This is a genomic window from Cryobacterium zongtaii, from assembly GCF_002909375.1.
Classification (GTDB): domain Bacteria; phylum Actinomycetota; class Actinomycetes; order Actinomycetales; family Microbacteriaceae; genus Cryobacterium; species Cryobacterium zongtaii.
The window spans coordinates 1-26,580 of the sequence record NZ_PPXD01000013.1 but is presented as its reverse complement, the minus strand read 5'-3'; the positions used below and the strand labels follow the sequence as shown (position 1 = coordinate 26,580).

Annotated in this window: 24 protein-coding genes and 1 pseudogene; 11 read left to right on the top strand and 14 right to left on the bottom strand. The window is 59.4% G+C overall.

The annotated features are described in order from the left end of the window. Positions 1–669: 669 nt before the first annotated feature. The gene (locus C3B61_RS09840; protein WP_133160272.1) at positions 670–1,290 is read right to left on the bottom strand and encodes a hypothetical protein; all 621 of its coding nucleotides are present in this window, start codon (positions 1,288–1,290) and stop codon (positions 670–672) included. Between the two features lie 551 nt (positions 1,291–1,841). Between C3B61_RS09840 and C3B61_RS19470 the strand changes: the two genes are divergently transcribed. Continuing rightward, positions 1,842–2,144, top strand: a complete 303-nt coding sequence (locus tag C3B61_RS19470; protein ID WP_133160271.1) for a hypothetical protein — start codon at positions 1,842–1,844, stop codon at positions 2,142–2,144. Positions 2,145–3,856: 1,712 nt separating this feature from the next. On the opposite strand, the gene C3B61_RS09825 is transcribed toward C3B61_RS19470, so the two are convergent. After that, on the bottom strand, positions 3,857–4,570 hold the full coding sequence (locus C3B61_RS09825; RefSeq protein ID WP_103460454.1) for a GAF and ANTAR domain-containing protein: 714 nt from the start codon (positions 4,568–4,570) through the stop codon (positions 3,857–3,859). A 305-nt stretch (positions 4,571–4,875) separates the two neighbouring features. Next, positions 4,876–5,121, bottom strand: a pseudogene (locus tag C3B61_RS09820) (helix-turn-helix domain-containing protein); the annotation flags it as partial. A 464-nt stretch (positions 5,122–5,585) separates the two neighbouring features. Here C3B61_RS09820 and C3B61_RS19465 point away from each other — a divergent pair. The 3 genes from C3B61_RS19465 (at position 5,586) to C3B61_RS09805 (ending at position 8,153) form a co-directional block, all read left to right on the top strand. Further along, on the top strand, positions 5,586–6,158 hold the full coding sequence (locus C3B61_RS19465) for a hypothetical protein (RefSeq protein ID WP_133160270.1): 573 nt from the start codon (positions 5,586–5,588) through the stop codon (positions 6,156–6,158). Further along, positions 6,155–6,766: an RNA polymerase sigma factor gene (locus tag C3B61_RS09810; protein ID WP_133160269.1), complete on the top strand. Its 612-nt coding sequence runs from the start codon at positions 6,155–6,157 to the stop codon at positions 6,764–6,766. The genes C3B61_RS19465 and C3B61_RS09810 overlap by 4 nt, the downstream gene beginning before the upstream one ends. 1,057 nt (positions 6,767–7,823) lie before the next feature. Continuing rightward, entirely contained in the window at positions 7,824–8,153 is a 330-nt protein-coding gene (locus C3B61_RS09805; RefSeq protein WP_103460451.1) for a hypothetical protein, read from the top strand. A 91-nt stretch (positions 8,154–8,244) separates the two neighbouring features. Here the strand turns inward: C3B61_RS09805 and C3B61_RS19460 are convergent, their stop codons facing one another. Beyond that, positions 8,245–8,874 (bottom strand): hypothetical protein, encoded by a 630-nt coding sequence (locus tag C3B61_RS19460; protein ID WP_133160268.1) that lies wholly within the window; start codon positions 8,872–8,874, stop codon positions 8,245–8,247. Positions 8,875–9,170: 296 nt separating this feature from the next. On the opposite strand from C3B61_RS19460, the gene C3B61_RS09795 reads away from it, so the two are divergent. Further along, positions 9,171–9,719 carry an RNA polymerase sigma factor gene (locus C3B61_RS09795; RefSeq protein WP_103460449.1) on the top strand — a complete coding sequence of 183 codons (549 nt, stop codon included), beginning with the start codon at positions 9,171–9,173 and terminating at the stop codon, positions 9,717–9,719. Positions 9,720–9,859: 140 nt separating this feature from the next. After that, positions 9,860–10,483 (top strand): hypothetical protein, encoded by a 624-nt coding sequence (locus tag C3B61_RS09790; protein WP_103460448.1) that lies wholly within the window; start codon positions 9,860–9,862, stop codon positions 10,481–10,483. Positions 10,484–10,647: 164 nt separating this feature from the next. Here C3B61_RS09790 and C3B61_RS09785 read toward each other — a convergent pair whose 3' ends face one another. Beyond that, positions 10,648–10,926: a hypothetical protein gene (locus C3B61_RS09785; protein WP_133160267.1), complete on the bottom strand. Its 279-nt coding sequence runs from the start codon at positions 10,924–10,926 to the stop codon at positions 10,648–10,650. Between the two features lie 526 nt (positions 10,927–11,452). Between C3B61_RS09785 and C3B61_RS09780 the strand changes: the two genes are divergently transcribed. Continuing rightward, positions 11,453–11,929, top strand: coding sequence for a SecDF P1 head subdomain-containing protein (locus C3B61_RS09780; RefSeq protein WP_133160266.1), 477 nt, complete (start codon positions 11,453–11,455; stop codon positions 11,927–11,929). 287 nt (positions 11,930–12,216) lie between these two features. Here the strand turns inward: C3B61_RS09780 and C3B61_RS19455 are convergent, their stop codons facing one another. The 3 genes from C3B61_RS19455 to C3B61_RS19445 all read right to left on the bottom strand — a co-directional run bounded on the left by C3B61_RS19455 (position 12,217) and on the right by C3B61_RS19445 (position 14,995). Next, entirely contained in the window at positions 12,217–12,807 is a 591-nt protein-coding gene (locus tag C3B61_RS19455; protein WP_133160265.1) for a hypothetical protein, read from the bottom strand. A gap of 964 nt (positions 12,808–13,771) precedes the next feature. Next, positions 13,772–14,200, bottom strand: a complete 429-nt coding sequence (locus tag C3B61_RS19450; RefSeq protein WP_133160264.1) for a hypothetical protein — start codon at positions 14,198–14,200, stop codon at positions 13,772–13,774. Positions 14,201–14,539: 339 nt separating this feature from the next. Beyond that, positions 14,540–14,995, bottom strand: coding sequence for a hypothetical protein (locus C3B61_RS19445; RefSeq protein WP_133160263.1), 456 nt, complete (start codon positions 14,993–14,995; stop codon positions 14,540–14,542). A gap of 1,598 nt (positions 14,996–16,593) precedes the next feature. Between C3B61_RS19445 and C3B61_RS09770 the strand changes: the two genes are divergently transcribed. Both C3B61_RS09770 and C3B61_RS09765 read left to right on the top strand, forming a co-directional pair. Further along, a complete protein-coding gene (locus C3B61_RS09770; RefSeq protein ID WP_133160262.1) occupies positions 16,594–17,205 on the top strand; it encodes a hypothetical protein in 612 nt (203 codons plus the stop codon). A gap of 1,046 nt (positions 17,206–18,251) precedes the next feature. Further along, positions 18,252–18,677, top strand: coding sequence for a hypothetical protein (locus C3B61_RS09765; RefSeq protein WP_244285904.1), 426 nt, complete (start codon positions 18,252–18,254; stop codon positions 18,675–18,677). Between the two features lie 174 nt (positions 18,678–18,851). Here C3B61_RS09765 and C3B61_RS09760 read toward each other — a convergent pair whose 3' ends face one another. The 6 genes from C3B61_RS09760 to C3B61_RS19440 all read right to left on the bottom strand — a co-directional run bounded on the left by C3B61_RS09760 (position 18,852) and on the right by C3B61_RS19440 (position 24,068). Beyond that, positions 18,852–19,613, bottom strand: a complete 762-nt coding sequence (locus C3B61_RS09760; protein WP_103460442.1) for a hypothetical protein — start codon at positions 19,611–19,613, stop codon at positions 18,852–18,854. Beyond that, positions 19,610–20,203: an RNA polymerase sigma factor gene (locus C3B61_RS09755; RefSeq protein ID WP_103460441.1), complete on the bottom strand. Its 594-nt coding sequence runs from the start codon at positions 20,201–20,203 to the stop codon at positions 19,610–19,612. The genes C3B61_RS09760 and C3B61_RS09755 overlap by 4 nt, the downstream gene beginning before the upstream one ends. Before the next feature lie 1,054 nt (positions 20,204–21,257). Then, complete coding sequence (locus C3B61_RS09750; RefSeq protein WP_103460440.1) at positions 21,258–21,740, bottom strand: GNAT family N-acetyltransferase; 483 nt, start codon at positions 21,738–21,740, stop codon at positions 21,258–21,260. Positions 21,741–21,877: 137 nt separating this feature from the next. After that, positions 21,878–22,450, bottom strand: coding sequence for a hypothetical protein (locus tag C3B61_RS09745; RefSeq protein WP_133160261.1), 573 nt, complete (start codon positions 22,448–22,450; stop codon positions 21,878–21,880). 221 nt (positions 22,451–22,671) lie between these two features. After that, the gene (locus C3B61_RS09740; RefSeq protein WP_103460438.1) at positions 22,672–23,034 is read right to left on the bottom strand and encodes a GntR family transcriptional regulator; all 363 of its coding nucleotides are present in this window, start codon (positions 23,032–23,034) and stop codon (positions 22,672–22,674) included. Continuing rightward, positions 23,031–24,068 (bottom strand): hypothetical protein, encoded by a 1,038-nt coding sequence (locus tag C3B61_RS19440; RefSeq protein ID WP_133160260.1) that lies wholly within the window; start codon positions 24,066–24,068, stop codon positions 23,031–23,033. The genes C3B61_RS09740 and C3B61_RS19440 overlap by 4 nt, the downstream gene beginning before the upstream one ends. 1,217 nt (positions 24,069–25,285) lie before the next feature. On the opposite strand from C3B61_RS19440, the gene C3B61_RS09725 reads away from it, so the two are divergent. Continuing rightward, positions 25,286–26,152 carry a DNA/RNA non-specific endonuclease gene (locus C3B61_RS09725; RefSeq protein WP_103460435.1) on the top strand — a complete coding sequence of 289 codons (867 nt, stop codon included), beginning with the start codon at positions 25,286–25,288 and terminating at the stop codon, positions 26,150–26,152. Between the two features lie 105 nt (positions 26,153–26,257). Continuing rightward, on the top strand, positions 26,258–26,580 hold a 323-nt coding region (locus C3B61_RS19880), incomplete at its 3' end, for a hypothetical protein (RefSeq protein ID WP_208858799.1).

Genomic DNA, 26,580 nt, shown 5'->3' with positions numbered 1-26,580 from the left:
CCGCTGATTCCGCACCAGTTGATTCCTGCTATCGCCGCTAGCGGGAGACAAAGTAGGACCGCGAGCGGGAGAACCCGAAGGAGATGAAGTGCTGGTTCCTTCTCATGCGGTCACTTCGCGGCTGTCAATTGGGTCTGGAGTGCGTGTTCGGTTCGCCAATCCGGTCGGAACTGATTCCCTCGCCGTGATGTCACCATGAAGAGATCGTATTGGTCCGGAGGCGGCATCGCGGCGCGGTGTTCGCAGACTTTGCCGTCTCGGCAGAAACGCCAGGAGGCCTCAAACGATCCTTCCGCCGGGTACAACCAAGACGCGATGAAGTGTCTCGTAACCTAAGTGCCTCACCTGCCATGGGATACGAGACCTGGAAATCCCCAGCTCGCGCGACGAGTGGCACGTCGCTTGTCTCGTATCTGGACCTGGCTCGCATCCGTAGGGTTTCGAGACAGCAGGATGGGGTACTCGTTCATATCCTCATGGTGTCCCGGCATCAGGCCTTATGCCGGGACAGCCAACCGCTCATTTGGAGCTGCCGGGCTCACGGGTGGAACCTCTGATCGCGGATACGACCCATCCCCGTTCCAATCGGATGGGGTCGCCCTACGACGAAGCTGACCTGCCGATTGCGGGGTACGAACGCAGCAGCCGTAAAAGCGGCTTTGGGTTCCTCTATCGGTCAATCGAGGTGGCCGCTTTAAGCGGCCCGAACACATTCTCCTCATCAATCTGGATGGAGAACGGCGACTCTGTGTCAGCCTCTTCGATCAAGCCGGTTGACTTTTGAATCGACCGGGCCGCGTCCAAGCTCTCACCGTTGGTGATGAGGTTAGCGCCAATTGCGCCGACTCCAAGGTCTGGACGCACGCCGATCATTGGAAATGGGACGTCCGCGGGCCAGGTCTCCTGCAAGTCAGCGATGACCTTGTCGGCTGCTGCACTGTATTCAGCTTGGGTGAAGCCGGTGTCCTCTACGACCTGCGCTTGCTGGCCTGTCATGGTGACAGCTTCCATGACCGCGGGTACCGCTTCACTGGTTAAACCGATAACGGGTTGCATGTCGCTGTCAAAGTAGAAGAATGCGTAGTCACTCGGAAACGACTCCAAGACCGGGCCCACGGCCGATGCGAATTCCGAGGAGGGGATAGCCGCGAGTTCCACGTCGGTAGGCGTGAGTGAGTCGTCAGCCGATGCCGCGGTCGGTTCAACGCCCGCAGCGGAAGCTGCCGCGTAACCGGACAATGCCAGCGCGGTCACGCCAGCGCCAACTACCCAGGAAGCCATTTTCTTCATTATTACCCCTCATCTGGTGTGGTCTACGACTGCCTAGACCGGTTCGCAGATAACACCACATTCCAGCGGTCGAAATCTAACCCGAGCGAATAGACGCGTTCATAGGTAAATGTCCGGCTCGGTCCCCCGAGTTTCGCTGCATCCCGAACTGGGGGTGGTCGCCAGTATCGCGAGGCCGCGGGAACGTCCCCCAGGTCATCCCCACGGACAGGCGTCAGGTCCACATTCGATGCGGAGAGAGCGACGCACATATGTTGATGTGTCTCGAATCCCATCCGGCTCATATCCCATGCGTTACGAGGCGCTCCGGTAACGCGACACTCCTTAAGTGCGGACAGCATATTCAGCGTGCGCAGCGTGTAATTCGCGAGAAACGGTCGCCGTAGGGGTTCGCTTTACTATGTTGAGGTCATGGACCACATAGACCGCGAACCGATCGACACTCCTCACCGCCGACCGCCCGCCCTCGCTGCCGCAGCCATAGCGCGTCGAGCTCCAATAGAGGGCTTCGAATATCTGGCAATTTCGCGGTTCGCGGCGGAGGGCCACAAATGAAGAAGGGCCCGCAACCAATGATCCAACCATCATCTTCACGCATATCGGTTGCGAGAGTCTGGTGGCTGTTCACCATTGGTGGTGTCATCGTCACTTTTCTTATTGCGCGGTTGGTTGCAATTTCCATCATGACCGCTTCCAACGCGGCAGCGTTCGAAGCCCGACCAGAATTCGAAAATTGGACTAACCCCAGCTGGGGCACCGAGGCACCTGCCACGGTTGTGGCAGTTCTGAGCGTCGGAATGCTGATGGCTCTGACGGGCATCATTTGGTGGAAGTTCTTCCCGCGGCAAGAGTAAGGATTTTCCATCGGGGCCAGAACGTGTCCCCTAACCGAAGCGTCTCATAAGCCATGAGCTACAAGACGCTGACTACCGTTCTGAGCCAGCGCCGGCAACCAGGTAGAAGCGCCAAATAGCGATCGCCGAACGTCCACTCCCCCGGCCCGGCAACACGCGCGGAATGACGCGCCCGCAGGGCGCCCGACAGACTCGCCCGAAATAGTGACCGGTGATCGGGGGTTATGTGAGACTGCCGGCATGACGGATATGCTCATCGGCTATGCCCGGTGTCATCTCTCGAGGTCGCCTGCACCGGCAACGGATACACGTGGTGGGCCGTGCAGGCGACCTCGAAAAACGACAACTGAGGTGACGTCAGTGAAACCGGTGACGGTGTTGCCGCCGGTCACCGGGCCATGTCATCGACGACCGTAAACGGAATCTCCTCCCCGTCGATCGTGGCCGACATTGCCCGGTGAACCCAGTACCGGTGATCACCACGATCGGCTTCCGGACCGTTGTCCGGTGTGAGGCCGCTTATCACGGCCGCCGGCAAGAATGTGAAACCGTCGGGAAGAGTGCCCAACCCGTAAGTTCCACCACCGACGACCGTGACATCGACCACCGTGAAGCCGGTGGCGGCAACTTTACCGGGAAGATCCAGACCAGTTCAAGAGACTAAGCGCAGAGGTTTCTAGCCCTGCTTCAGGGGTGACTTTTCGGAAAGTGTGGGCGGCCTGTGGTCGTTATAGTTCGGGTAGAGGTGGGTCGCATGCGGGCGCATTCGCACGCATTCTGATTTGAGTAACCCCACGAAGAGACACCCGTCCTCACGGACACGGCGGTCGCGACCGGGTGCGGAGTTCTCCTCACCCGGGAATCGTAGTCCGAGCAAACGTTCAATTCATGGTGGACAATATCCCGCCTGACTACTGGTGCCGATCGTTTCCGCCTGGTTGCGAATGCGCGAGGACGACCGGCTTCACCTCTCAGTTACGGCGGCTCCAAACATTGACATTGGCTGGTCCGGGGTGTCAGATGTGTGAAAGCGCAAGTTGAGCAGGGGGCCCACTCGCGTGTGGGGGTGCTCATGAATCTACGCAACCGCTTCAGCTCAAGCCGCGGTGCCCGATGAGCGCCACCGCTACGCCCCGTCAAATTTTCGACCTGGTCGACTCGTTACTCTCAGACACGTGGCCTGTCCTGGAACGCGACGCAGTAACTCTTCTCGAGAGGCATTCCTGCGACGTATTACTCGCCCACCGGAACATTGAACGTACGGTTCGGGTCGCGCGTTGGCATTGCCCCGAACTGGACATCTGGGGCGCCTGGACGGCCTGTCCCCCGCGCGGTATTGGGCTCAGTGTCTATCTGTCAGACACCACCGCCACCGGCCTCACCATCTCGCTCGGGTACGGCGCTCTGATCAGAGAATTCACCACTCATCTGGGGGCGCCAGAGATCATTAGCCGCAACCCCTACAGCCCCCGAACCTCGTGGACAAGCCACAACCTAGCCGTCAGCGTGGACTCTTACACTCGAGAACACGAGTGCCCCTTGATCAAACTGACCATCCAACCCCTGACCACAGTCATCCAACACCACGTCACCACAACAAACCCAACCGTCGAAATCTGAGGTACCAGCCGGCACCTCGGCACCTACCCTTTGACTGGATAACCGGAGCGTTGAAGGCGAGGGCACGCAAGCGGTTGTGTTAGTCGTTCCGCCTAAAGCGAGAGCCCGTGATGCACGACACCATCAGCGATGTCGTGCAGCTTTGAGCTGCTGGTGCGCGCGTAAGTGCGGAGCAAGGAGAAGGCCGCATCAATGGACACCCCGTGGCGCTGCGCCAAAACACCCTTAGCTTGCTCGATGAGTATCCTGCTCTTCAGCGCTTGCAGTAGTTGACCGTTCACCGTGCCTTGATTGCGGATGGTTTGTTGCTGAACAAGGCTGATCGTTGCCACTTGAGCCAAGGCCAGCGCCAGAGCTGCGTCCTGGTCGCTGAACGGTTCGCGGACGGAACAGAAAAGGTTCATACTCCCAAAAGTGTGACCACGCAGGCACAATGGAAAAGAATGCACGGCATCGAATCCCCGCGACAGGGCAATCGCAACGAACTGAGGCCACCGCCCGGCTTCTTCGGAGAGATCAGAAACCTCAACAGGTTCCCCGGAAACGAAGCAGTCCAGACACGGGCCCTGATCGTAACCAAGCTGGGCCTCTTCAACCTCGCTCGTACGCTCGTTCGAAGACGCCACAATGTGAAGAACACCACCGCTATCGGCCAGAAGAATTCCGGCGTCTGTCGCCGCTGTAAATTCGGTGCTGGCCTGGACGAGTGTGTCCATGGTGTCGACGACGTCGTGGCCCGCACTAAGTGAGTCGGCGAGGAGCACAAAAACGTCTGCAAGATCAACTTCACGTTGAGAGGACACCATGCACCCAGAGAATAGAGCGCGATCACACCGGCCGTAAAGGGGTTGCACACCGTCATGCGTGTCCGGTAAGGGAGCGCGTACCGGCCACTGACCGGGACGTGGCCACCACCCGGGGGGGGTGTGGAACTAACCGGCCGGTAGGACCGATATCGCTCCCTTTCAGTAACTGTTCTCGGACCACTACCAACGTGGGGACTCTTGAACATACCCAGGACGAAATGGGCGAGGGTCACCCTCACCCCTCGACCAAATCGCTAACCTGGTTAGCTATTACCTCAGGAGGTGCTCGCCTCGACGGCGGATCGTCAGGCCTCGGCGCGGAGGTAGGCGTAGACGGTCTCGCGGCTGATTCCGAAATCGCGCGCGAGCGCAGCCTTCGGCACGCCGGCGGCGGCCTTTTCGCGCAGCTCCGCAGCTCGAGCCTTGTCGAGGGACGGAGTGCGGCCACAGTAGACGCCACGCGTCTTTGCCAGCGCAATGCCCTCGCGTTGACGTTCGCGGATCAACGATCGCTCAAACTCCGCAAAGGCCCCCATAACGTTCAGCACCAACCTGGGTGAACTCTAGATCGCACTGCCCATGAGGTCATGGATGCTCGTGCTCGGGATAGGCGAGCGAGCGGTCAACGAATCGCCTTTGAGCAGCTCAAGGAGGTATCCCCAGTCTCATATGCCATGGGTTTCGACACACTGAGGTTACGAGAGACACCTCACCTATGAATCGATTGCCACGGGCAAGCTGCGCGGCATCTCGGTCTCAGGTTTGCCCGCGAGAGGAACGGTCAGGGCCACAGATCCGAGCCAATAGCCCAAGGCCGACCGTGCTGATGCTCTGTCATTTGGGAACCACTTCCGGAGCGACGTCGTTGGCTTCCCACAACACGAACGTCGCGCGGATTCTACCGTGACAGCTGCAAGTCGTGAGAATGCTTTTGAGTCTTGGGACGAACCGGCGTTGTCCGGTCATGTATTAGGTAACGGCAGTCAAAATGAGCCGAACCCGAAAGTGGTGCAAAGTGCGCGATATCGATCTAGACGATCTTCTAGCGAATAGCCGGCCGATTGTCGACCCCATTGCGACACAACAATCGATTGACTCGATGATCGAAACCACGAGCGCGCAGGCCAAGCGCATTCGCGCAGCCCGGCCATTGTGGAAGCGACCACTCGTCACATTTCCGATCCTCGGAGTTTGTGCTTTGGCAATCACCGCTGGAGCACTCGTCTACTCATTCGGAGGCAACCCCGACGTGGTCATCCCGATCAGTTATGTGACTGACAGCGGCCGGGCGGTGAGTTGCGGGTATGCGCTGCACGTCGGGACTGAAGCGTCTACCGACGCTGATCCGCTCCGGAAGTTTGTCGCCGAGCACGACTGGAGCGGAATTGGCCCGAGGGTTTACCTCGAGGCGATCGCTCATCCCTACGTGCCAACTCCCGCCGAAGCGGGCGAGCTCACCGCCGATAACATCGATCGCATCTCGTTCGATCTCGCGCTCAATACAGTGATTTCGGACGAATACCCACCTGGGTTGGAGCCCGCCGGGGTCAGCGCCGCAGAATCCAATTGCACAGGCGAACTCCAGTGAGCGCGGATCTGAGCGTCTCACAATCGGTCATAGGCCGAAGTAAGGGTGAATCTGCGAAAGATCGCGCGGCGATCCAGGACGAGCGGGCGGAGTCGCTCCTGCGCACTGACGCGGCCGCTGTTCTCCAGTATCTCGCCCGCCGTGTCGACCCAGGCGACGACGCCTCCGACCTGCTGAGCGACTCGATGCTCGTCGTGTGGCGTAAACGCGGCGCGATCCCAGCGAACCCAGTCGAGGCACGGATGTGGTTCTTCGGAATCGCTAGGAGAGTGCTCCTCACCTATCGACGGTCAGCAAGCAGGCAGAATTTCCTGGTCGCGCGTCTCAAGGCGAATTCAGCGACCGCGCCCGTTCATGCGAACAAGGCCGGCAACGTCGATGACGGTGGCGAAGATCTCCGAGCACATGTGCGAAGTCTGGTGGGCACCCTTTCAGACACCGACCGAGAGATAGTCACACTCGTTCACTGGGAAGGGTTCAGCCTGGAGCAAGCTGCAGTCATGCTTTCAATGCGAGGGTCGACGGTTAGGACTCGATACTCACGGGCGCGAGCCCACCTGAAAGCCCTACTTCTGGCCAGTGAAGATATCGCACCAACCGCACTCTGACTGCCCCCGAAGGCCAGCGAAGTCGCCCGCACGCCGGATCTTCAACCGTCACTCGCCCGGGAGCTGGCAGTACTGACACTGCCGGATTGCGACGCGACCCGTTTGGCTGTCCCGACACTGAGCCCGATCACGGGACGCCACACGTACGAGCTCGAGCACGTCAACCTGCGTCTCGGATCCCATGGGATACGAGGCAAATAGGTTTCGAGACATCCCAAGGACGGAGAGAAACAAAATCTCAGCTTTTGCTTTGGCCGATAGCTCTCACGGCGTTTGAAAGCGGAGGGTGCACCTCAACTCCCATTCCATCGACATCGGCTGCTAGTTTTCTCGCACGAGGCAACGGGTGGGAGAGTGCTGATGATGAGGCATCAAGGCAGAACTGGAAGAATTTGGACCTCAACAGGGCTGATTCTCTTATCCCTTTTGGCAATGTCGGGTTGCACGACAGATGATGCCACCTCTCAAGTCCGATCGTTTCTTGCTACAGACGCTGGTCCTGAGGACGCCCTGCCACCGGACGCAGTAGCGGACGGCCTAGATGCGGAATCAAGCCGGCAGGTTGGAACAAAAGGGGACGTGACGTATTACGTCGCCGATTTCAAGGACCCGCGAACCGGTGCCGCGGGCGTGTGCATAGTCCTCATTAGTGAGAGCGCTCAGTTTTCCAATTCCGCGTGTGGATCGGCCGTTGGCATGCGAACTACCGGCAGCGAAACCGGGGGTGCAGAGATCGTTCAGAAGGGTGATGAAGCACCGGACGGGTGGGTTCTTCTTAGTGATTTCCTCATTGTGAACCCTGACGCCAAGAACTAGCCTTCCCGGGCTTCCATTACCCCCTTCTCCAGCGCCACCGTTCTCGTTATAGGAACGGAGTAGCGGGGCAAGGTGACTCCCCACCAGGGCGATTTCCGTGCCTCATATCCCATGGGATACGAGACAGATGCGTTGCGAGACACGCGTTCGTAGCCACCTGGAGGATCTGGTGCACGCGTGGCTGCGCTTCGACGGTGGACTCCCTCGGAAACGAACTCAGAGCTATTACTAGAGTGACCGCATGGACATCCAATGGGACGAATCGTTCTTCCAGCGCACACAAGTCGAGCAGCCGATCTACTGGGTCTGCTTCTGGACTGAGATTTCTGATGCCACTGCGATGCACGACCCCATGAGAATCGTCAACGCTTCGAGCGTCGATGAAGTCCTCAACTGGATACACGAGACTCTCGGATCGCGAAGATACGAACTCTTCGTGGAAACGACCGACCACGCAGAGTCGGTCCAACATGGTTGGGTCGAACAGAAACAATTGGTGCGCCTTGCGGGCAATTACAGCCCATCCGGCACCGTCGCAACAGTATTTCTGACCCGGGCAGATGACTCTTGAGAATCCGACGTTCGCATCCCATCGGATAGGAGGCACGCAAGTTACGGGACACCCGAGCCATGGGCTGTGCACGCTTTCTTCTCGCGTGAATCTAGCTGGCCGTCCGGGGACTTCCGTCAACCATGATTACAACCACTTCAAGTCCTGAGGGAGATTTGTGACCGGCGAGGGATTGCACCGAACGTCCAAGCGTCGCATCGTCTCCTTTGGACAACATAACCTCCAGAACGCCCGTCTTCGGGATAGGTGCGACGCTGAAACCGAGTCTGTCGCCTGTGAGCTCCCTCACCTGCGTAGCCAAGGCAGCGGTTTCTGCTTTCGCCTCATTCAGCGGATGTCCCACGTGCTCGATGACCTCGAACGGGATGCCCGGTTCTTCCAAGGTGCTCAGCGCGGCAGCCGGTGCTTTCGCGGCAAACGCGACCAGAAACCCCGTCTCGGTGAACTCGGAGTAGGAAAAGTCGTCCGGGAAGGCAGCCATAACAGCAGCAATCGCGGCGGTGGCGGCCGGGCCGAACGTTACCCATGTCTCTGCGACACCGGCGCTCGGTGTTACGACCGGCAGGCGCTCAGCTCCTGCTTCGGGGGCATCGGGGTTCGACGCACCCGCAACCTTCAAACGCGCGGGCGCAGTGATTTTGCGAACGACCAGCGACGCGCATACAGCTAGCAAGCCCGTCCAGATCCAAGCTGCCCGACCGGAAAATAGTGCCTTCGCCACGCTGTCTCCTCGCTATGTAAGAGTTGCTGCACTGTAGCTCTTTTCGTTGAGCCTCGGCTGCGCAGGTGCGACTCACTATGTGCACCAGCGCTAAGACAAGAACGTCTACGCCGCGGAGCATGAAGCGGAATGCTCTGAGTCGAAGGTCGGGGCCCGAGGCTCAAGAAGGATCCGAAGTCTCGCAACTCATGCATTTTGAAACACTTGGGATTCGAGACACTTAGCGCTTCTGACCTTTTTGCGTTGGCGTCGGATTTGGTTGGAACCAAATCCGGTGGTGCCGGACACTTCTAAGTATGAGCACCAGTGATTCAGTTGAGTGGGACCTAGCTCTCGCCGGACGCGGCGAGGCGTTTGGCCGCGTGTATGACCGACATCACGATCGCGTACTACGTCACAGCCGGCGTCTGGTGATGAATTTTGTTGACGCAGAGGACGTTGTTTCTCTGGCGTTTCTGGAAGTCTGGCGGAAACGAGATTCTGTTCGTTTCGTTAACGGATCGCTCTTGCCCTGGCTGCTCGTCGTCGCAAACTATTCCGCGAAAAATCTGTCTCGTAGCGCCCGCCGCCATGAAGCACTCCTCCGCCGGCTACCACCCATCCAAGACGCCCCTGCTGCTGTGGACGAGCTCAGCGACATCGAACTGGCTCTGTCCCGGCTACCCGTTGCTGCACGTCAAGTCATCACTCTCTGTGTGCTCGAGGGATTCAAAGTAAGCGAAGCGGCGATCGTGCTCAACGTCCCGGACGGCACAGTCAAATCCCGGCTCTCCCGAGCAAAGAGAAGGTTGGCTCAAGAATTTCTAACCGGACCGGTCCCAGCAACCGCGGAAAGGACATCATGACCAACCACTCCTCGTCTCAAGCTCGACAAGAGGCATTTCGCACCCTGCTTGTCTCACAAGTTGAAACTGATGCGCTCACCGGCGCCCCCCAAAAGACCTCCTCCAAGTGGCTCCCCGCAACCCTGGTGACAGTTGGAATCGTGATCATCGGCAGCCTCGCACTCGGGAACCTCAACGGTCAAGAGAGCGACACGCCCCTGGCAACGGCCGGCCCTGTCGCAGTCAACCCGCCGGACGCTTCCGGCGACGAGACCGTCGCTAGCGACCCAGCAGAGCTTGCCGCCGGCGCACAGCTCGTGGTTGTGGGAACGGTCATTGGAGTAGAGGAGACGCAGGCTCCTGCCGAGGTGCCACAGCCCTATGGCGTGGTGAAGACGTTCACACTCGTCCTCTCCACAGACCAGACGATACAAGGCACTGCGGAGCCGGGACCGGACGGATTTTTGCGTATAGTCATCCCGTCTTTCGCCACCAGCACTGGCGGGCTATCGGTCGACGAATACCTCCAGCGCATCCCTCTAGGCAGCGAGGTAGCTGCCTACCTGGAACGGGGTTGGCCCGCCAGCGGGGGGATGGTTAATACAAACCCTGAGTACGCAGCAGCCGACCAGGTCCCGCTATACATTCCGACCACCAGCCAAAGCCTGGCGGTGCAGGTTCACGAAGACTCCACCGTGTTCTGGCCGCTCGCAGGAACATCGAAGGAGGGAACAATTCGTGACGCGTTGCCGGGAGGCACCCTCGTCCCTCTGGCTGGCGATTGAATCAATGGGCGCGACGCGCTCAGCTCTCCCTGGCACCGTTGACTCTCCCTGGCACCGTTGACGCGACGCGAGAGCGTCATAACGCATGGGATACAAAGCACTTAGGTTTCGAGACATTCGCGCCGCGGGTGAGCTGCCTACTCCCGGCGGTTCCTTTGCGGCTGTTACAACAGACTCATCGATGTGACGCGGTGGGTGACGGCTGACATTTGTTGGCTGGGTACCCGTCGCACAGTTGCACGCGGGATGAAGCGTTTCAGCAGACGTTGCAGCAACGCGACGAGGTTGAGGTCGAACCATCCCAGACATTGCCCCAGTGATGCCGACCGAGCCCACCAGAAGTAGGTGAGCCACGCAACAAACCCAATCGGAATGACCAGCCACAGAAGGAATCCGCGGATCGTGAGCAGGACTAGCGCCGCTTCCGGGGCGATGTTGTTCACGTAGTCACGTCGAAACTTCAAGACATCCTCCAGAGGAAGCAATCGTGCCGTCGAATTCGGGTACTGCGGCTCGATGATTTTGAGTCCTCAGTGAGCTTTGTCCATGATGGCATTCCATCCGAGCTTCTCCGCCCAGGACCCATGAGTGGAGAGGACTTCCGATCCTCGTGCTCTCCGGCCCCTATCTGTCTCGTATCCCTACGGATGGGAGACGTCTCACGCGCCAAGTCGGGGTGGCTCAAGGATCGATCCCCACCTTCGTAACCCATGTGTTCGACACATTGAGCCCAGAATCACGCGTGAGGGGCATCAAACTCCAGCCATCAAGCCGAGTGAACGAGCGCGGCGTGACCATGGTCACGTCTCGTATCCGTACGAGGCACTTAGGTTTCGAGACCTTCGAGCCCACGCGGTCGCCCACGCTTCCACAACCACTGGACGCTGGAAATTGTTGGCACCATCCCCTATGGTCGCGAGTGGGAGCCGGGTAGGTATCCACCTCCCGCTTCCCCGAGGAAGGACCTCCATGACTTCTCGAGCCCCCATGCTGACTCTGGCCGCACTCTCCGTGCTGGCGCTTAACGCCTGCTCCACTACTGCTGGCGCTGAGGAGGCACCGTCGGGCACCGGGGGGATGATCGAGATGGCAATTTCGGAACCCTGCATCGAGGGTTCGGATTCCCAGTGCGTATCTATCAACGGCACGAGCGTCGTGCTCCCAACTTCATTCGAAGAAGCCGGGATTAATGATTCCAGTGTCGCCGAAGATGGACAGAACATGGTTGACGTGACGTTCAACGACGAGGGGACGAAGGTCTTTCAAACACTCACGAAAGAGGCCGCCGACGCCGGAGTATCGGTCCGCCTGGTCATAAGGATCGGGGGCGAGCTGCAGACTGCGGTCTTGGTGATGAATGCTATGACGGGCGATCAGGCACAAATTGGGTTCTCATCAGAGGTCAATGCTCAGGAAATGCTCGAACAAATCCAAGCAGGCAGCTGATTAGCGCGGGCCCCTCCCGCCACCACGGGTGAGGAGCCAGAGGCTCGCTAAGGTCGCCACGCCCGTTCCGCGGTGTCTCAAAACCCTACGGATGCGAGACAGGTCCAGATGCGAGACAAGTCACCTGCCGCTCGTCGCGTGAACAGGCGCGCTGTCCTATGTCTCTTATCCCATGGGTTACGAGACGTCTCGTTCGAGCAATGTCATGGCGCCGTCGAGGCCTGCTGTCGTTGCAGCACTATTGTCAGCTGGGTCGATTGCCTGCCAGCGACGGACGCCTGGACCTTTCAGCGTCCTGCGGCACCTTCTTCGAGACGCCTCAGCGCGCTCGGCAGTGCGTAGACCGAGTTTAGGAATTCGAGATCAATGTCCAGGTCTGGGCGCACGTTGGACCGGTCCAGCCCCCACACGGCTGTGCCCCGGCGTCGTATCCAACTCATCACTCGATTGACCCACCGCTCGTAGTCAGCGGACACCGACCGCATTGAATCCGCCTGTGAACCGATCGAGCTGGTGCGCAGCTCTGTTGAGGTGCTTTGACCTGGATTCCATAGCAAGACGGGCGACAGGTTGGAATCGACCAGCCATCCATTCTCAGCGCTCGGGTTCAGACGCTCTCGATTGATCTGGTTGGACACTGCAGCGCGAGCAGGAGCGGTGAAGGCGGAATCGCCGTCACGAAGAATGACGGGTGCGCTGAACCGGTTCGATCGCACCATGACCGTCCCATCGTGTACCGCTTCCTCCGGTGTGTAGCTCAGTGCCGGCTCCCGTACCAGTGGCCAAGGATGCAACGACACCTCGTCACCGTAGCGAAAGAAGTCAAGCAATTCCGCGGTGTCGTGAGCATCGGCATAGAAGTAGACCGCAGTAACCATGGCCGAAAACTATCACTCCCTTGGTCCGGTGATCCCGTCTCAATACCCTACAAATGCGAGACAGGTCCACATTCGAGACAAGTCAACTGCCGCTCGTCGCATGAACAGGCCATCTCCTACGCCTCGTATCCCACCGGGCCGGCGCAGCCGTAGCCGGTATCCAAAGCCAGAATGAGACTAAGCCCGATTTATCGAGACATTGTCTCGAAACCCTACGGATGCGAGACAGGTCTGGATACGAGACGAGTCACCTTCTGCTCGTGGCGTGCACAGGAGCGATCTGGAGTGTCCCGAATCCCACAGGTTATGAGGCACCCTTGGTTGCGAGACCAACTACACCGATCAGACGTAGATGCCGCCCTTGCCTCCACGTTCCCTAATGCGACGATCTAGGACAAGGCTCGCCCAGACCAGACCTACGAGGACGACACAGTTGACAGCCATAGGAATCGGAAACGTCATCGTAAACAGGAGCACCATGGAGAGAGCGCCTGTTAACGATTGAACTATGCGTTGGGCCTTCTCCAAAGATGGAAGCTTGGCTGCGTCTTGGTCGTTTCCCGAGTGCTCGGGCATCTGCGCTCCTCTGGGCTAAACGCTTGCGGGATACCGACGAAAGATTCGTTGTGGCCTTGATCATATACACCGGGTGGCTCATGCAAGCGGGCGCCATTCACACCGTGCAGTGTCTCGTATCCCTACGGATGCGAGACAGGTCCAGATACGAGTCAGGCCACCTGGCCGCTCGGCGCGTGAACAGGTGATCGCCGGCGTCTCGTATCCCATGGCATATGAGACACCACGGTTACGAGGCTCTCTACGCAATAGAGCGGAATCCCCGAGGGCACCTCTGTGCAGGATCTTGCGTGTGAGAGTTTTTGCGGTCACTGCTGGCGTTCGATGGAATACCTGAAAACCTCATGCGCCACCCCGGCGGCCCGGAAAAGCGATCCTTATGTCTGGGTCAAGGTTGCAGATAGGGCGCATAGGTCCGATTTCGATGCCATCGCCATGGGAGCATCAGCGCATCGCCGCCGCCAAGCACGCCAATGCGCGAGTGAATCCTTATGCGCGAGCTTCCTGCTTCTTCTAAACTGCCCGCGACGACAGCATCGGTCATCTCGCGTACCCACTCGACGGGATCGTCCACCCCCCATACTTCTAGCCAAGTCTGTCCGACCGTGAGATTAAGTTCATTTTCTCCCTCTGCAATTACGTAGATGGATGCTGCACCAGGACGATGTGGTTCAACCGACGTCATCCATGCCGCAGCGTCTTCCTTATATTCGAAGGTGACGTCCGTCACATCATCGGCACCTGCGAGGGTAATAGCTTTGCCGATGGTGGCGAGAACAAGTTCGTCCCACTCTGTCGGCCGCTGTATTTCGCTCATGGGGAAAGAGTAGGTGTGCGGACACGACATCAGAATTGTGCCAGTCAGTCAGCGACCAGCAGCTTGTGGCGAGGACAACATCGATTTCTATCGTTCCACCAAGCAAAGCGACCCTGCGTCAACGAGGTGGCTCCTGTCAGGTCTCCCTATGGATACGAAACATCTCGCTCCCAGCAATTAGGGTCGCCGGTGCCCTCTCAAATGTCACGTAACCCATGGGATACGAGACACGCCGGTTACGAGACATCTCAGGCCTCTGCCACGTCCTGGCACACAGGAGATTACTGAGCATGCACCCAGCGCTCGTTCTCTCAGCGGTTTCTACTGCTCAGATCCCCGTCACGTCTGTTGCGTCTGTCGGCTCCGCAACTCAGCCACCAGTCGAACCAATTCCACGATCCGGTCGCGGCTCGAAAAGTTGAAGATCCCCCATCCTGATTGGTTTGGCACGATCGGAAGCTGGAGGTCGCCTTCTGGTGTGCTTACCTGTATATCGATTCTCGGAATCGACCGGACACCCAATGCGAACTCTCCTTTTTCTACTGACGTCACGTTTTGCCACGGAATTTGCACGAGCAGCTTCAATGGTCGATGTCCCGAATAGACTTCTAAGCCGCGATCGTTAGCGACAATCGCGAGAATAGATGCCTTTTCCGATCTAGGCGCACCGAGCTGCAGCAGCGCTTCCCAAAGGCCTGTTTCATGCCTCTTGTCGACGTTGAGCACGAGACTGTTGGGTTGCACTTCCGAGAGCTCGCGCAGTCTTCGATTAAGGCGCGTGCCGTAGAGGATCATCCCCAAAGAGATCAAGAGGGCGAGTCCCGCGATAATCGCAACGGAATAGACGAACGCAATCGCGTTCTGCGACTCATCTAGCTTGTCGGCGCGATCGACAATCGTAAAAATTCGGCCAGCTATGAAGATTGAAAACAGTACGACGAAGACGAAGAACGAGTTTCTTAGTCCTTTACCCGGGGACGATGGCTTACTGATTGTGGCTCCCCTTTCTTACTAGACCCTGAAGATGGAGGGCCAGTGCGGCTTAGCCCACGAAACTCGAACTTAGGGAGCCCGCCAGGAAACCATAGCGTTCGCACTGCTCGCCGCCCAAGCGGTCGCCCCAGACGCCCCTATCCATGCGCCCAGCGCTCCTTTCGCGCGACCTATCGACCAACCTCCGCTTCATTACAGCAGCGCGCTGCGAAGAAGGCTCGCATTCTTAAACGGTTTCGAGAGCGACGGCGCGCTACAGGGGTGTGGAAGCCTTCTACATTCACGGGTACAAGAATGCCTCCGCATTTGCGCTGCACTCATAGAGACCATTGAGGCCGCCACTCTCGAGCAAGGCCTCTGTAGGGATTTCCTCGGCTCCTGACCGCGGCGAGTTCGTGCACCGAGTGGTGGTCCGAGACGGCGATTCGACGGATGTGATGGTCCAATATGCGAATAAAGAAGATAGCAATCCCGGACGGCTCCAGCATCGTTTCTGAAGCCTCGTAGCCGCAGAGACACGGGACAACTCACGCGGATGCCGCATAGCCCAAGGGTGAATGCCAACGTCTCGGATCCCATTGGCTATGAGGCAGTTAGGTTACGAGACAGCCCTCGCCCCGACTACAAGCGATCGCTTGGATGATCGCGCCACGGCGGCTACGTGAAGCCTGAGCCTACGACTCTCGCGTGTTCTCACTGGCTCGGGGCTACCACCCAGAGCGGTCCGTCCATACAACGGTCCGGCACGTCAGCGGTCGAGACGTCACGACTCGTTTGGCCGCCACCAACATCGATTGTGTCGCCCATCTGGTACGCGACCCCGTTCAGGACTAAGACCTCTCCGTCCCACGAGGTTTCGTCTTCCTGGAAGAGAGGGATAGTACCGTTTTCGAACCGGACGCATCCATTCTCGAAGACCAGGACGCCCGATAGCGCAGCCGCGTTCCCCGCGCCCGAACTCGCATCGTAGGTCACGGCGCCCTCATCCAGGTTCGGGAGTTGCGTGCAGCCTGCCAGGGCCAAGACAAGCGGGTAGCTGTCGCTATTCGATTCACCGTGCGCATGCAGCTGAACCTGGCAGGCCGCCGAAGTCCGGCGACGGAAGCGTGATCTCCCTGTCTCGAATCTCATGGGTTCTGAGGCTTGTGGGTTAGGCAACAGTGGCTCTCTCGTGCCATGGGACGCGTTCTCTGGGCGCAAGTGCCGGCGTCGAATGAGAGATGAGTCAACGTCGGGCCAGGGCCCCAAGGCGGGGCATTCATGACACTCAAACAACCGGGCGGTCTTTGGCAGCAGTCGCCGTATCGACCGTCAGCGCCAGATCCGACAGCGACGCCATCAGAGTTGACCATAATCACGTCGGCAACGTCGGGCATACACATTTGCGGGAGGATGACCAAATGAAGAAAGTCAACTGGCCAGTAGTGGTACCGATCGTTTTGATTGGGGTGCTGCTTGGGTGGGTTGCTGTTTGGCGATTTTCCCGTGCATCAAACGCGCTCTTGCTCTGGATGAGTGGTGGAATGACCGTCTTGATAGCTTCGTTCACTTTCATGGCGGTACTCGCCTGGCTGCGTCGTAGGAAGTCGAGCCGGACGTGGGCCCTGATGACTCTGGACGATCCTGACGCTGCGCACTTCATAGCTTTCGTTTATCCGTCGGTCAGGAGCCAGCTGGGCAAGCTCGGCTGGCGACTACACGGGTCGGCATATCTATCAATACCCACTGTTGGTGTCCGCTTCGGGCCGGCCGACATCACCTTTTGGGAGTCCGGTGCAGAGGGACCGACTCTGACTTTGGCTTCCTCGGACATCAAATCCGCCGCTGTGGGACAGGTCAGTGACGGGTACAGGGGTCACCCGGCGCTCGATCTCGAACTCACAACAGCGCACCGGAACAACCGCCTCCAACTGAACCTTCGAAATGTCCGCCACCACAACCTCTCAACGGAAGAAATGAAAGAAGCGCTTTACAGGGTCCCAATTGGTCCTCGGCACGACGGGAAGTCCTGAATGTTCAAATCCGGGCGCCGGCATCTCCCGTCCTGCGGAAGTGCCAAGGGCCGGGCCTAGAAACACGATAGATGTCTCGAAACCCTACGGATGCGAGACAGGTCCAGATGCGAGACAAGTCACCTTCTGCTCGTAGCGTGCATGGGAGCGATCTGGTGTGTCTCGTATCGCATGGGATATGAGGCAGCTTGGTTGCGAGACACACATCAGGCAGCCACTCAGGGACGAAGCGAGCTCATCAACTCGTCCAAAGTGACCAGGGCATTGCTTTCGGGACGGAATGTTCGAGCGCAATCTGCCCCCTGACTAGGGCCAGATCTTCCATCGGAGCCTTTTTCGATTGGGTTCCCAAAGAGGACGCCACCCGAAAAACTGCCGCTCCAATGCCTCTTCGTCGGAACCGCGCGGTATCCACTCGAACTGCCAGTCACTCGCCCGCTCTTCGAGATAGCTTCCATCGTCGATATACAAATTGCCAGGGGATCCGGGAGTTGGTGTCGGGGCAATAACCATTCCCCACCAGTCGCCCACGTACTCGGGATAAATAGAGACGTACCGCCCCGCCCAGGGGCCAGCGTTGATCCGCGCCACACGCCCTTGGTGGCCCCAAAACTCTTCTCCCCCCTAGCCACACGCGAAGCACCACGTCCTCCCGTGAAACGACGTCATAGTCATGGTGCCCATTCAACCCGGTTGTTGAGAGAACCGGGTACCTACAGGCACGGCGTCCTGCAGCGAGACGTCACATATCCCTGCCGATACGAGACAGGTCCAGATGCGAGACAAGTCACCTGGCGCTCGTCGCCTGAACGGGTGATCTCCCACGTCTCGTTACCCATGGGTTTCGACACACGTAGGTTCTGAGACCCGCCGGACGGTCATGGCGGTTCGCTTGAGCATCGGTCTATCCCAGCTATATATGGCGGGTTGGCAACACCGCGAATGCCGTGAAGGGAACGCGGAGTGGGCACATTTAAGGAATCACGCGGGCTCTAGGAACTCCGCTTCAAGTGAGGCGACTAAGTGCCATCTTGTAGCCTCCGGGCATGAAGCCTCGCCTCGCCCTCGCCCTCGCTCTTGCCGGAGTCGCAGCTATGTGCGCAGTGGTCTTGAGCGGGTGCTCCGTAGACGCGCTAATTTGGGGGAACGACGGCGCTCAGGTTATCCAAACTACCGAGAACCTCACCAAAGACCTCGCTTCTGGCGAAACATCCGATCTCGTCTGCGAAGACGCCGAAGCCGACCTCGGCACGGCGAAAGATTGGGAAGGCCGCTCCGCAGGCGAGCCGGAACGGTTCTTTGCCGACTACTGGGATGAACAAGTACCACTCGATCCGCAGTGGAATATCAACCTGGAGGGTCTTCCCGAGGGGGCGACTCCGGGTGACAAGCATGCCGGCTACGTCTTTTACCGCGAAACCGACGATGGTCTCTGCGTGATCGATGTCGCATGGTCGACACTCATCGGCTGACGCAGCCCAATTTTCCCGCCCGGCGTCCTCACCCCTAGCGCTGTCTCGTATCCCTAGGGATTCGAGACGTCTCATTCGCCGCTCATCGCGTCTCGTATCTCATGCGATATGAGGCACGTAGGTAACGAGACACCTCACCGTCGTTTGCGTCCCTCAGGGCGAGCTCCCACTCGATTATTTCGCGATCAGGCTTCCTCCTGGAAGGGTGTCGGCAATGTTCCCGGGCGCAAGGGCACCGAGGAGGGGCCAGACGACGTCGTGGCCTTCGACTTGCATTACCAACCCTTGTGGCCCGTACGGGAGGAACAACGCTTGTCCATCGGGGCGACCGGCTTTCGGGTCGTCGACTACGGTATCAATCCCTTCTTCGGGCGCGCCGTCGGCGGCGGGAACCATGTACGCAACAACTTTGGCTCCAGAAGGTAAGGCTTTTGCGTAGTACGAGGGATCCGAACTGCCCGCCCAGTAAAGCTCGAGGTACACATTGCCGTCATTGCCAGCTGCGAGCTCTCCTTTGACAACGTCGTCGGGGAGCAGGACGAGGACCGTGGAGTCGACGCCCAAGATCGTTCGTCCCTCCCGCAACCCCACGACCGTCGCCTCCACAACCACTTGGCTGGCCGCGGCCAAATCCTGCGGGGAATCCAACGGGTCGTAATCGACGGTGCGACCGCCGAAAGCCTCAAGGGTGTCGACGACCTGGTAGGACGACTGTGCGAAGTCTTCGTAACTGGCTGGCTGGCTCCCGGGCAGGATGAGCAGGCCGCCCGCTGCTGCAGCCACGCCCCCGAGGAGGCCCGCGCCGACAACAACCGCGGCCGCCGACCACAGCAGTGTTTGCCTGCGTCGCTGGACAGGAGCGGTGGACTGGACTTGGTTCACAAATTTCGCCCTGAGGGCGTCGCTAAACGTGTTATCGACGTGAAGATGATTCATGACAAAGTTCCTTCCGCTATCGCGCCTGAGTTGGGATTGGCCCCTTCGGCGATTGCTGCTCTCATTCGCCGACGTGCGCGATGCATCCGAGTTTTCGCCGCACCGGGTGTGATGTGGAGGATGGCCGCAGCAGCGGCGAGAGAGTATTCCTCAAAGACGACCAAACTGACTAGGCGCATGTCCGTGGGGCTCAAGCTCCTGAGAGCAATCGCCGCACCCGTGTCAGCGGCGTCCTCCGCATACGAGGCGTCGTTCTTGTCCATATCGACGACTTCGCCCCTGGGGAGGGAAACGAGAAGCTTGGAGTAGCGAAACGCGCCCCGCCGGCGATTGCGGGCGACGTTAAAGGTCGTGACCAGTAGCCAAGGGAGAACATTGTCCTCTACCAATCTCACTTTGCTGCGGCGGCGCCACAACTCAAGAAAGGCCGCCGAAAGGATGTCCTCGGCGTCATGGCGGTTTCCCGACAATCGGTAGGCGTGCCGGAAGACCCGGTCGCGGTGACGATCGTAAAGCACACCGAAGGCCTCGCCCTCACCCGCGAGGCTGCGCGACCACAGCCCGTTATCATCGCGATCGTTGTTCCCCATACCCTGTATTGTCCGGCAGGATCAAAAAGGTTACAGGAGCCAAGAATTTAGAGGTGGACTCGCCTCTTGGGCAAAGCCGTTGTCTCGCAATCCATGGGGGCCATATCGCTGCCAGTAGCATTCTCCGCTCTTGCTTGGTAGGGGGAGTGGCGGGGACCGGACATATCGCAACGGGTCCTAAGCCAGGGGCTACGAAGGCGCTGCCCGGGGTTTTGGGCTGGCTGTTAGCCTCGAGCATGGTCTGGTGGTGGCGGCGCAAAGTAGTGGTTCCGAGTTATCCGATCGATGTGCGGGTTCCACCATTCGCTGAGTGGCCTCGGATTGGCATTGTCGGGCAGATCGGGCGAGGCCCGGACCAAGGAGAATGGGTCTTCGTCACTCCACTTCAGGACCCGACAAGTGGGGCTCTCACGGAGTATGTACTCGAACTACCCCGCGATCTTTATGACGCGAACAGTGATCTCATAATGGACGACCCATGCGTTGATGGGCCTCGTCCCGATGGCGAGGGTGGGCTGATCGACTACCTCACGACCGCGCTCGATGTTGAATGGTCAACTGATGCAATTGTGGTTGCGGAAACGTGGACACGGGAGCGTCCGGCTCAGTGATTTGCATTGAGTATGGCCTGCATCTGCTGACGTTCCAGAGATAGGTAGTTGGCATCGATCCCGGACTGAGGTGGTGGCCTGCGAGGGTTCCCGGGAACAGCCAGGCGGTCCCAATGTTCGTGGTCTGCTGGTTTGGGCGAGCCTGCCGTCAAACGGCAGTTGCTTGGCCGCAGGGGTGGGTCGCGGGCGCCGAAACGGATCGAAGCACGTTCCACTCCCTCGACACGAAGCCCGACGACGCAGTGTCTCGCGGGGAAGGTCAATCTCGTTGGCGTACCGTCTCGTATCCCTACGGATTCGAGACGGGTCCAGATACGCGACAAGTCACCTGATGCTCGTTGCTCGAACAGACGGTCTTCGGTGTCTCGTACCCCATGGGATATGAGGCAGGCAGGTTACGAAACAGTGAGATCAGCCGAGTTGCGGGGAGGGGCGCACGGACATCACCTGTGAAGGTGCTTCTGCATCTGCTGTGTTGATACGACATACCCCGCCGAGTCATAGAGCGTCACTGCTCGGAGATTGCGCCCGAATACGTTCAGCTCCAATGCGGATACGCCGGCATCCATCACAGCGTCCTCGACGGCTGAGAGCAAAGCGCGCCCAAGGCCACAGCCACGGCGCTGCTCCAGAACCTCGATGTCGTACAAGAACGCCATGCCCGGGGCGCCACGAGGGTGATCCAGGCCGACCCACGCCCGACCAAATGCCTCACCGTCGGAGTCGATTCCGGAGAATAACAGCATTCTCGGCGTGCTAAGTCCTCGCGGAAGAAGTTCGGAGTTGGACTCCAACGCACGACGAATTGACCCTTCCGCCGCCCAACGCCCGGCGGCGACCTGTTCGGCCGCGAATTCCTCGGCAATCGCCCTCTGCCACCTGTCGAACTCCAACTCCGTCATCGGACGGACACTCACCTCGCTCATGGGGCAATGATTGCAGCGGGAACGGGTGATGTCATCCACAAGCTCCGGATGGCAGACAGATCGGTCTCCAGTCTCGTAACCAATGGGTTATGAGCCAACTAGGTTGCGAGACACCTCACGTATTCGCAAGAAGTTCCTTAGCTAAGCAAATGGGTGACAATCTGGTCAATGATCGCGAGTTGAGATTCCGCTGAATCCCGCCACGGCTTCGACTTCAGTACGAGGCTGTGATTGGCCGCTTCGACCTCGACGAGGCGGGCAGATGTGGTGCCGATAAGGTCGGGGCGCCAAGAGGGGTCGGCCGTACCTCCGATAGCGAGGTGCCGTCCAGGATTGACCCGAGCCAATGCGTCGGCGACGACAGGATCGGTGAGGATCGGCGTAAGCCATACGGCGCGAACGTCCTGCTGCGCGAAATGGGGAAGGGCATAGGCTCCTAACGACTTTGCAACTACCAACTTGGGCGGTGCGGGCAACGCCCCTTCCGCCGTAGCCAGCGCTGACTCGACAAAGCCCTGCATGTTTTGGCGCGCCGCATCGTCAACATCCGCATGCCAGTCGACGCTCCACACATCCCAGCCGGCTTCAACGAGAGCCAGTATTGGCCAGTAGAGCAAGGGGGCCTGCGAAGTGTATCCGGCACCCGGAAGTATCAACGCGACGCGGGTGTCACTGTTGCTATTGCTGCTCTCACGCCGAGTGCTGACCATGCCCCGAGGCTAGTGGTCCCGACCAAGCCCTGGTGAGTCCACTTCAACTCGCCCAAGGCCGTTTCGCCCTCAGGCCCTGCCGGGGTCCCTTCATGTCTCGTATCTCTAGGGATACGAGGCGTCTCACGCGCGGCTCGTCCCGCCCAGAACGCATCCCTATGTCGCGTATCCCATGGGTTGTGAGGCACCCAAGTTGCGAGACACTTCACACAACTGGCATGTCACATCTCCAAGCGCGTCGCCTCGGTGCACCAGACGGCACGGACGATAGCGATGGTGTCTTCTAGGGTGACGAGCGCGCCTTCGCTTGCTTCGGCCAGAGCGCGGGCGTGCTCTATGACGGCCTGCGGCGCCGGTGATGCGCCGGGCGCTACCCGAGTGCCCGCAGCGGTACGGGCGACTATAAGTCCGTCGCGTTCCAGCGACTTGTAGGCCTTTGCTGCAGTGGCTTGCGCGACCCCGAAGTCTCGTGCGGTTTGTCGCACAGTCGGTAGACGTTCGCCGTCTCCGAGTTGTCCAGAGCGGATGGCGCCGCGGAAGAGCGCGTCGATTTCGTCCGCCGAACTCGGCGTTGTCCCGGTCATCGGCGTGGTCCAGTGGCCACTACCTCGTGTGCGGTCTCTGCGCGGCGGGCGCGACGTGTCTCAACTACAGCGCGGACACTGTCGACGGAAAGTCGGAGTAAGAATGCGACCCCGCCAGCCTGGAGCGCGTACCCCAGCAGGTTCATCGGCCGGGCGAATGCGTCGTAGCCGCCTGCGATAAGGATGCTTGGACTGGACTGAGTGCCCGAAACCCGCTGATCGTCTAAGCCAACCAAAGCCTGCCCGGCGGAACCGGTGTGCATCCACACGGCGCCGAGGGTGGTGATGAGGCCACCGATCAGGATTAAGGTGAACAGCTGAGCGGTCAGCTCTCGTTCCGAGCGCACGCTCGCCGCGGTTGCTCGGGCAAACACGGGCCGGTTGGCATCAGCGCGCAGCGCGGCGAAAAACACTGCGGCGGCCAGCGCAAGCGCCAGCAGCGTGGCGAGGTGATTTGGCCACCCAGCACCGGACAAATATCCGTACCCGCTGTTGAAGCTCATATAGATCGGAAGTTTGGTGTAGTCGGGAACGTGTCCGAAGAATGGTCCGTCCACGGGCGCGGTCGTCGCGATGGCAATCTGCCAGCCTGCGGTCAGCGCGAGCACTGCGGCCGTGATTCCGGAGATCCAGAGCAAGGTTCGAGACGCAAATGCGTGCCACGGGCGGCGTGGGACAATCGTCCGCTCACCAGGCGCAGGAAGTGGCACACGTCTCAGCGCTACTGCTGCAGCGGCTACCACCAGCGTCGCGGCGAATAGTGGTGCTGGACGACGCCACCATCCATCGAACCCCGAAGCGTCCTGCGCAGATACGGCGATGGCGCTGACCGTCGTCGCGACAACGACTACCAGCAAGGAGCCGGCCACTCCCGCCCCCGCAAGAGTTGACGCGCGTTGCCCTGTGTGCGGGAGCGACACGATCCGCCGCGGACGAACCCAGGACAACGCGAACAAGACCAGGCCGAAAGTGATGGCCACTTCAAGAGGCAGAACATCTTGAATGGCGTTCACGAAGAGAAAGAGAAAGTTCATCTAGACCCCCAGAAAATTGAATCGCTCGCGATAGGCGTGAGATTGTGCTGCAAATGTAGCACAAACTTGTGCTGTCGAAACAGTGCAATCGTAACGTTGGGCGGAAGGGCTTGTCCCTACGGGGCCAAGCGACCTGTGGGCAGAGCTGAGTGTCTCGAAACCCTAGGGATACGAGGCGTCTCACCCGCCATCAGCGCTCAGGCCCCGGAGCGATTGGGAAGCGGAACCGGTGGCGCTGGTGACAGGTCAGCGAGGATATTCTGGTCGGACCTCGGCGATCATGCTCGCTCCCACGAAGTATTTGGTCTCGAAACCGGCGACAACGTGTCCAGCAGTCTTGGCCGAAGACACTCGGGTAGCGAGGGATGCAATGCAGCGAATTCTTGATATCCGGATCACCAAATGGTACTTCAAGCTCCTCTACGTCATCGGAGCAGGGCTAGTCGGAATCCCAGCCCAAGGCCTCCCCGTCGCATTGAACGCACCCGCGCTGGTCAGCAGCCTGCTAAGTACGGCGATCACGCTCGCAAGCGTCATCGTTGGCGCGAGATTGTTCCGCGGCCGAGGCGAACCGGTCGCGCCCCGTCGGCCTTGGTGGAAAATGACCGCCCGACCGCTGCTCAGTCGGGTGCTCGGCATCATCTCTACGCTGTTTCTGGCCTCAATATTGTTCCTCGCCATAACTGCGACTCTCGGGGTTGACGAGTCAGTGCAGTCACTGGGAAGCACGCCAATCCGCGACACGACCATTAACGTCGTCCTCACGGCAGTGCTGGCGTTTCTGTATCTAAATTCCGCTATTCGCTTGGCGAAGATGCCTGCCCCGTCCGAGAACCTAAGTTCAAACCAAAGCTCAAACTCAAATAGGTACGGTCGCATCACAGAATTGTCCATAACGATTGGCGGACGTAGCCCAGTACTAGTCCGCCGCAACTCGGCCGCTTAGTCGGGAGAGCCCGATGAATCCCGCCCGCTACGGAATCGCGTTGGGTGCGCCATAGCTGAATCCACCCAAGTGTCGGGTGTCTCGTAACCCTAGAGATATAGGAGGTCTCAAAGCCGTGATGTGGGCTTGTTCTGAAATCGCCTGGATCTAGCGACGGGCCGAGTCTTATAACTAGGTCGCACAACCTCCAGAGTGGTTTTCGGCATTCATCGTTAGTTATGCGACACCTTGTCGTCGCTCACATGTCGATTGCGGCTGCTTATCTGTGGGCATGGACGCTGCGATATTCTCTCCTACTGGGTACGACGACAATTTCCTCGACTTGCCGCTGCAGCTTCCCGCACCGTTCGCGGGAACCATCACTCGCGAACTGCCCTGCACACACTTCACCGTCCTTCTGGATCCCGTCCGGCGCCTTGCTATCGCCACCGGTGTCAGCATCAACGGCGGCCAACTCATCGACGTCGACCGCGGTGATGACTGGCACCTCGACCCCCGCATCCCCAACAATGAACAGACTGGGGAGGCCGTCTACGCGAAGAACGACCTGGACCGCGGGCACATGGTGCGGCGTCGAGACCCGGTCTGGGGCGACGCCGCAACCGCCCAGCAGGCCAACGCTGATACCTTCGCCTACACCAATGCCGCCCCGCAAGCCGGGGCGTTCAACCAATCGAAAGAGCTTTGGCTCGGCCTCGAAGATCACGTCCTCACCTACGCACACACCAACAAGAACCGCATCAGCGTCTTCACCGCACCCGTGCTCTTCGAAGAAGATCCGGTGTATCGCGGTGTCAGGATCCCTCAACTTTTCTGGAAGGTCGCGGCGTGGACGACAACGGTTGATGCTGCCACTGTTCTTCAAGCCGCTGGGTTCGTCTTGGATCAAAGGCCGCAGCTGGCCGATCTTGATCTCGACGCTCTTCGCTCACAAGCGCTCATCGCTGGCACTCCTCCCCCACTTGGCCCGTACCGCACATATCAAGTGCCCATTATGGATATCGCCGGCCTGACCGGCCTTGACCTGATGACCTTCGCCGACGCTGACGTTTTGGCGCCGGTCTTAGCCGTGCGGAATGACACTGGTGACCGTGGGCTCTGGGTCGAGCTCTCGGACGAGTCAGGAATCCACCTTTAGGGGACCTGGTGTGGCGGCGCATTACGCTCGCCCCTACCGACTCGAGCAGAGGGCAAAGAGGATCGGAAAGTTCCCGAACCGGAACTGGGCAGCTACTCTTTCGGAATGAGAGACACCTGGACACTCTTTACCCTCGTCTACGTCCAGAGCGGGTGGCAACGGTTTCTTCCGAGTTCCTCCATCGCGGTTCTGTCGTACCTTGCGACGGAGGGAGCCGCGTCGCCCACTGAATTAGACGAAGAACTAAGAGGCAACGTCGACACGGCTGAAGGTCTCACCTCGGATGTCTGGGAACCTCCGCTGGAATTCACGGACGAAGAACTTCGCCAGCTCGATGAAAACTCCGAGGGCATCCCCCTCGTCAGTGACGGACCCCGCCGTAGCGCTGAGGTCGTCAACGCCCAGGCCCAAGCGACTCGGATAGAAGA

What these genes read in the sequence shown, in the direction of transcription:
- C3B61_RS09755 (WP_103460441.1), bottom strand. Translation starts at nt 20,203, where the DNA reads ATGGGGAACAACGATCGCGATGATAACGGGCTGTGGTCGCGCAGCCTC.
- C3B61_RS19445 (WP_133160263.1), bottom strand. Translation starts at nt 14,995, where the DNA reads ATGATCCTCTACGGCACGCGCCTTAATCGAAGACTGCGCGAGCTCTCG.
- C3B61_RS19455 (WP_133160265.1), bottom strand. Translation starts at nt 12,807, where the DNA reads ATGGTTACTGCGGTCTACTTCTATGCCGATGCTCACGACACCGCGGAA.
- C3B61_RS19440 (WP_133160260.1), bottom strand. Translation starts at nt 24,068, where the DNA reads ATGAACTTTCTCTTTCTCTTCGTGAACGCCATTCAAGATGTTCTGCCT.
- C3B61_RS09725 (WP_103460435.1), top strand. Translation starts at nt 25,286, where the DNA reads ATGGACGCTGCGATATTCTCTCCTACTGGGTACGACGACAATTTCCTC.
- C3B61_RS09740 (WP_103460438.1), bottom strand. Translation starts at nt 23,034, where the DNA reads ATGACCGGGACAACGCCGAGTTCGGCGGACGAAATCGACGCGCTCTTC.
- C3B61_RS19470 (WP_133160271.1), top strand. Translation starts at nt 1,842, where the DNA reads ATGAAGAAGGGCCCGCAACCAATGATCCAACCATCATCTTCACGCATA.
- C3B61_RS09840 (WP_133160272.1), bottom strand. Translation starts at nt 1,290, where the DNA reads ATGAAGAAAATGGCTTCCTGGGTAGTTGGCGCTGGCGTGACCGCGCTG.
- C3B61_RS09780 (WP_133160266.1), top strand. Translation starts at nt 11,453, where the DNA reads ATGACTTCTCGAGCCCCCATGCTGACTCTGGCCGCACTCTCCGTGCTG.
- C3B61_RS19450 (WP_133160264.1), bottom strand. Translation starts at nt 14,200, where the DNA reads ATGAGCGAAATACAGCGGCCGACAGAGTGGGACGAACTTGTTCTCGCC.
- C3B61_RS09770 (WP_133160262.1), top strand. Translation starts at nt 16,594, where the DNA reads ATGAAGAAAGTCAACTGGCCAGTAGTGGTACCGATCGTTTTGATTGGG.
- C3B61_RS09795 (WP_103460449.1), top strand. Translation starts at nt 9,171, where the DNA reads ATGAGCACCAGTGATTCAGTTGAGTGGGACCTAGCTCTCGCCGGACGC.
- C3B61_RS09805 (WP_103460451.1), top strand. Translation starts at nt 7,824, where the DNA reads ATGGACATCCAATGGGACGAATCGTTCTTCCAGCGCACACAAGTCGAG.
- C3B61_RS09765 (WP_244285904.1), top strand. Translation starts at nt 18,252, where the DNA reads ATGAAGCCTCGCCTCGCCCTCGCCCTCGCTCTTGCCGGAGTCGCAGCT.
- C3B61_RS09745 (WP_133160261.1), bottom strand. Translation starts at nt 22,450, where the DNA reads ATGGTCAGCACTCGGCGTGAGAGCAGCAATAGCAACAGTGACACCCGC.
- C3B61_RS09750 (WP_103460440.1), bottom strand. Translation starts at nt 21,740, where the DNA reads ATGAGCGAGGTGAGTGTCCGTCCGATGACGGAGTTGGAGTTCGACAGG.
- C3B61_RS09760 (WP_103460442.1), bottom strand. Translation starts at nt 19,613, where the DNA reads ATGAATCATCTTCACGTCGATAACACGTTTAGCGACGCCCTCAGGGCG.
- C3B61_RS09825 (WP_103460454.1), bottom strand. Translation starts at nt 4,570, where the DNA reads ATGGTGTCCTCTCAACGTGAAGTTGATCTTGCAGACGTTTTTGTGCTC.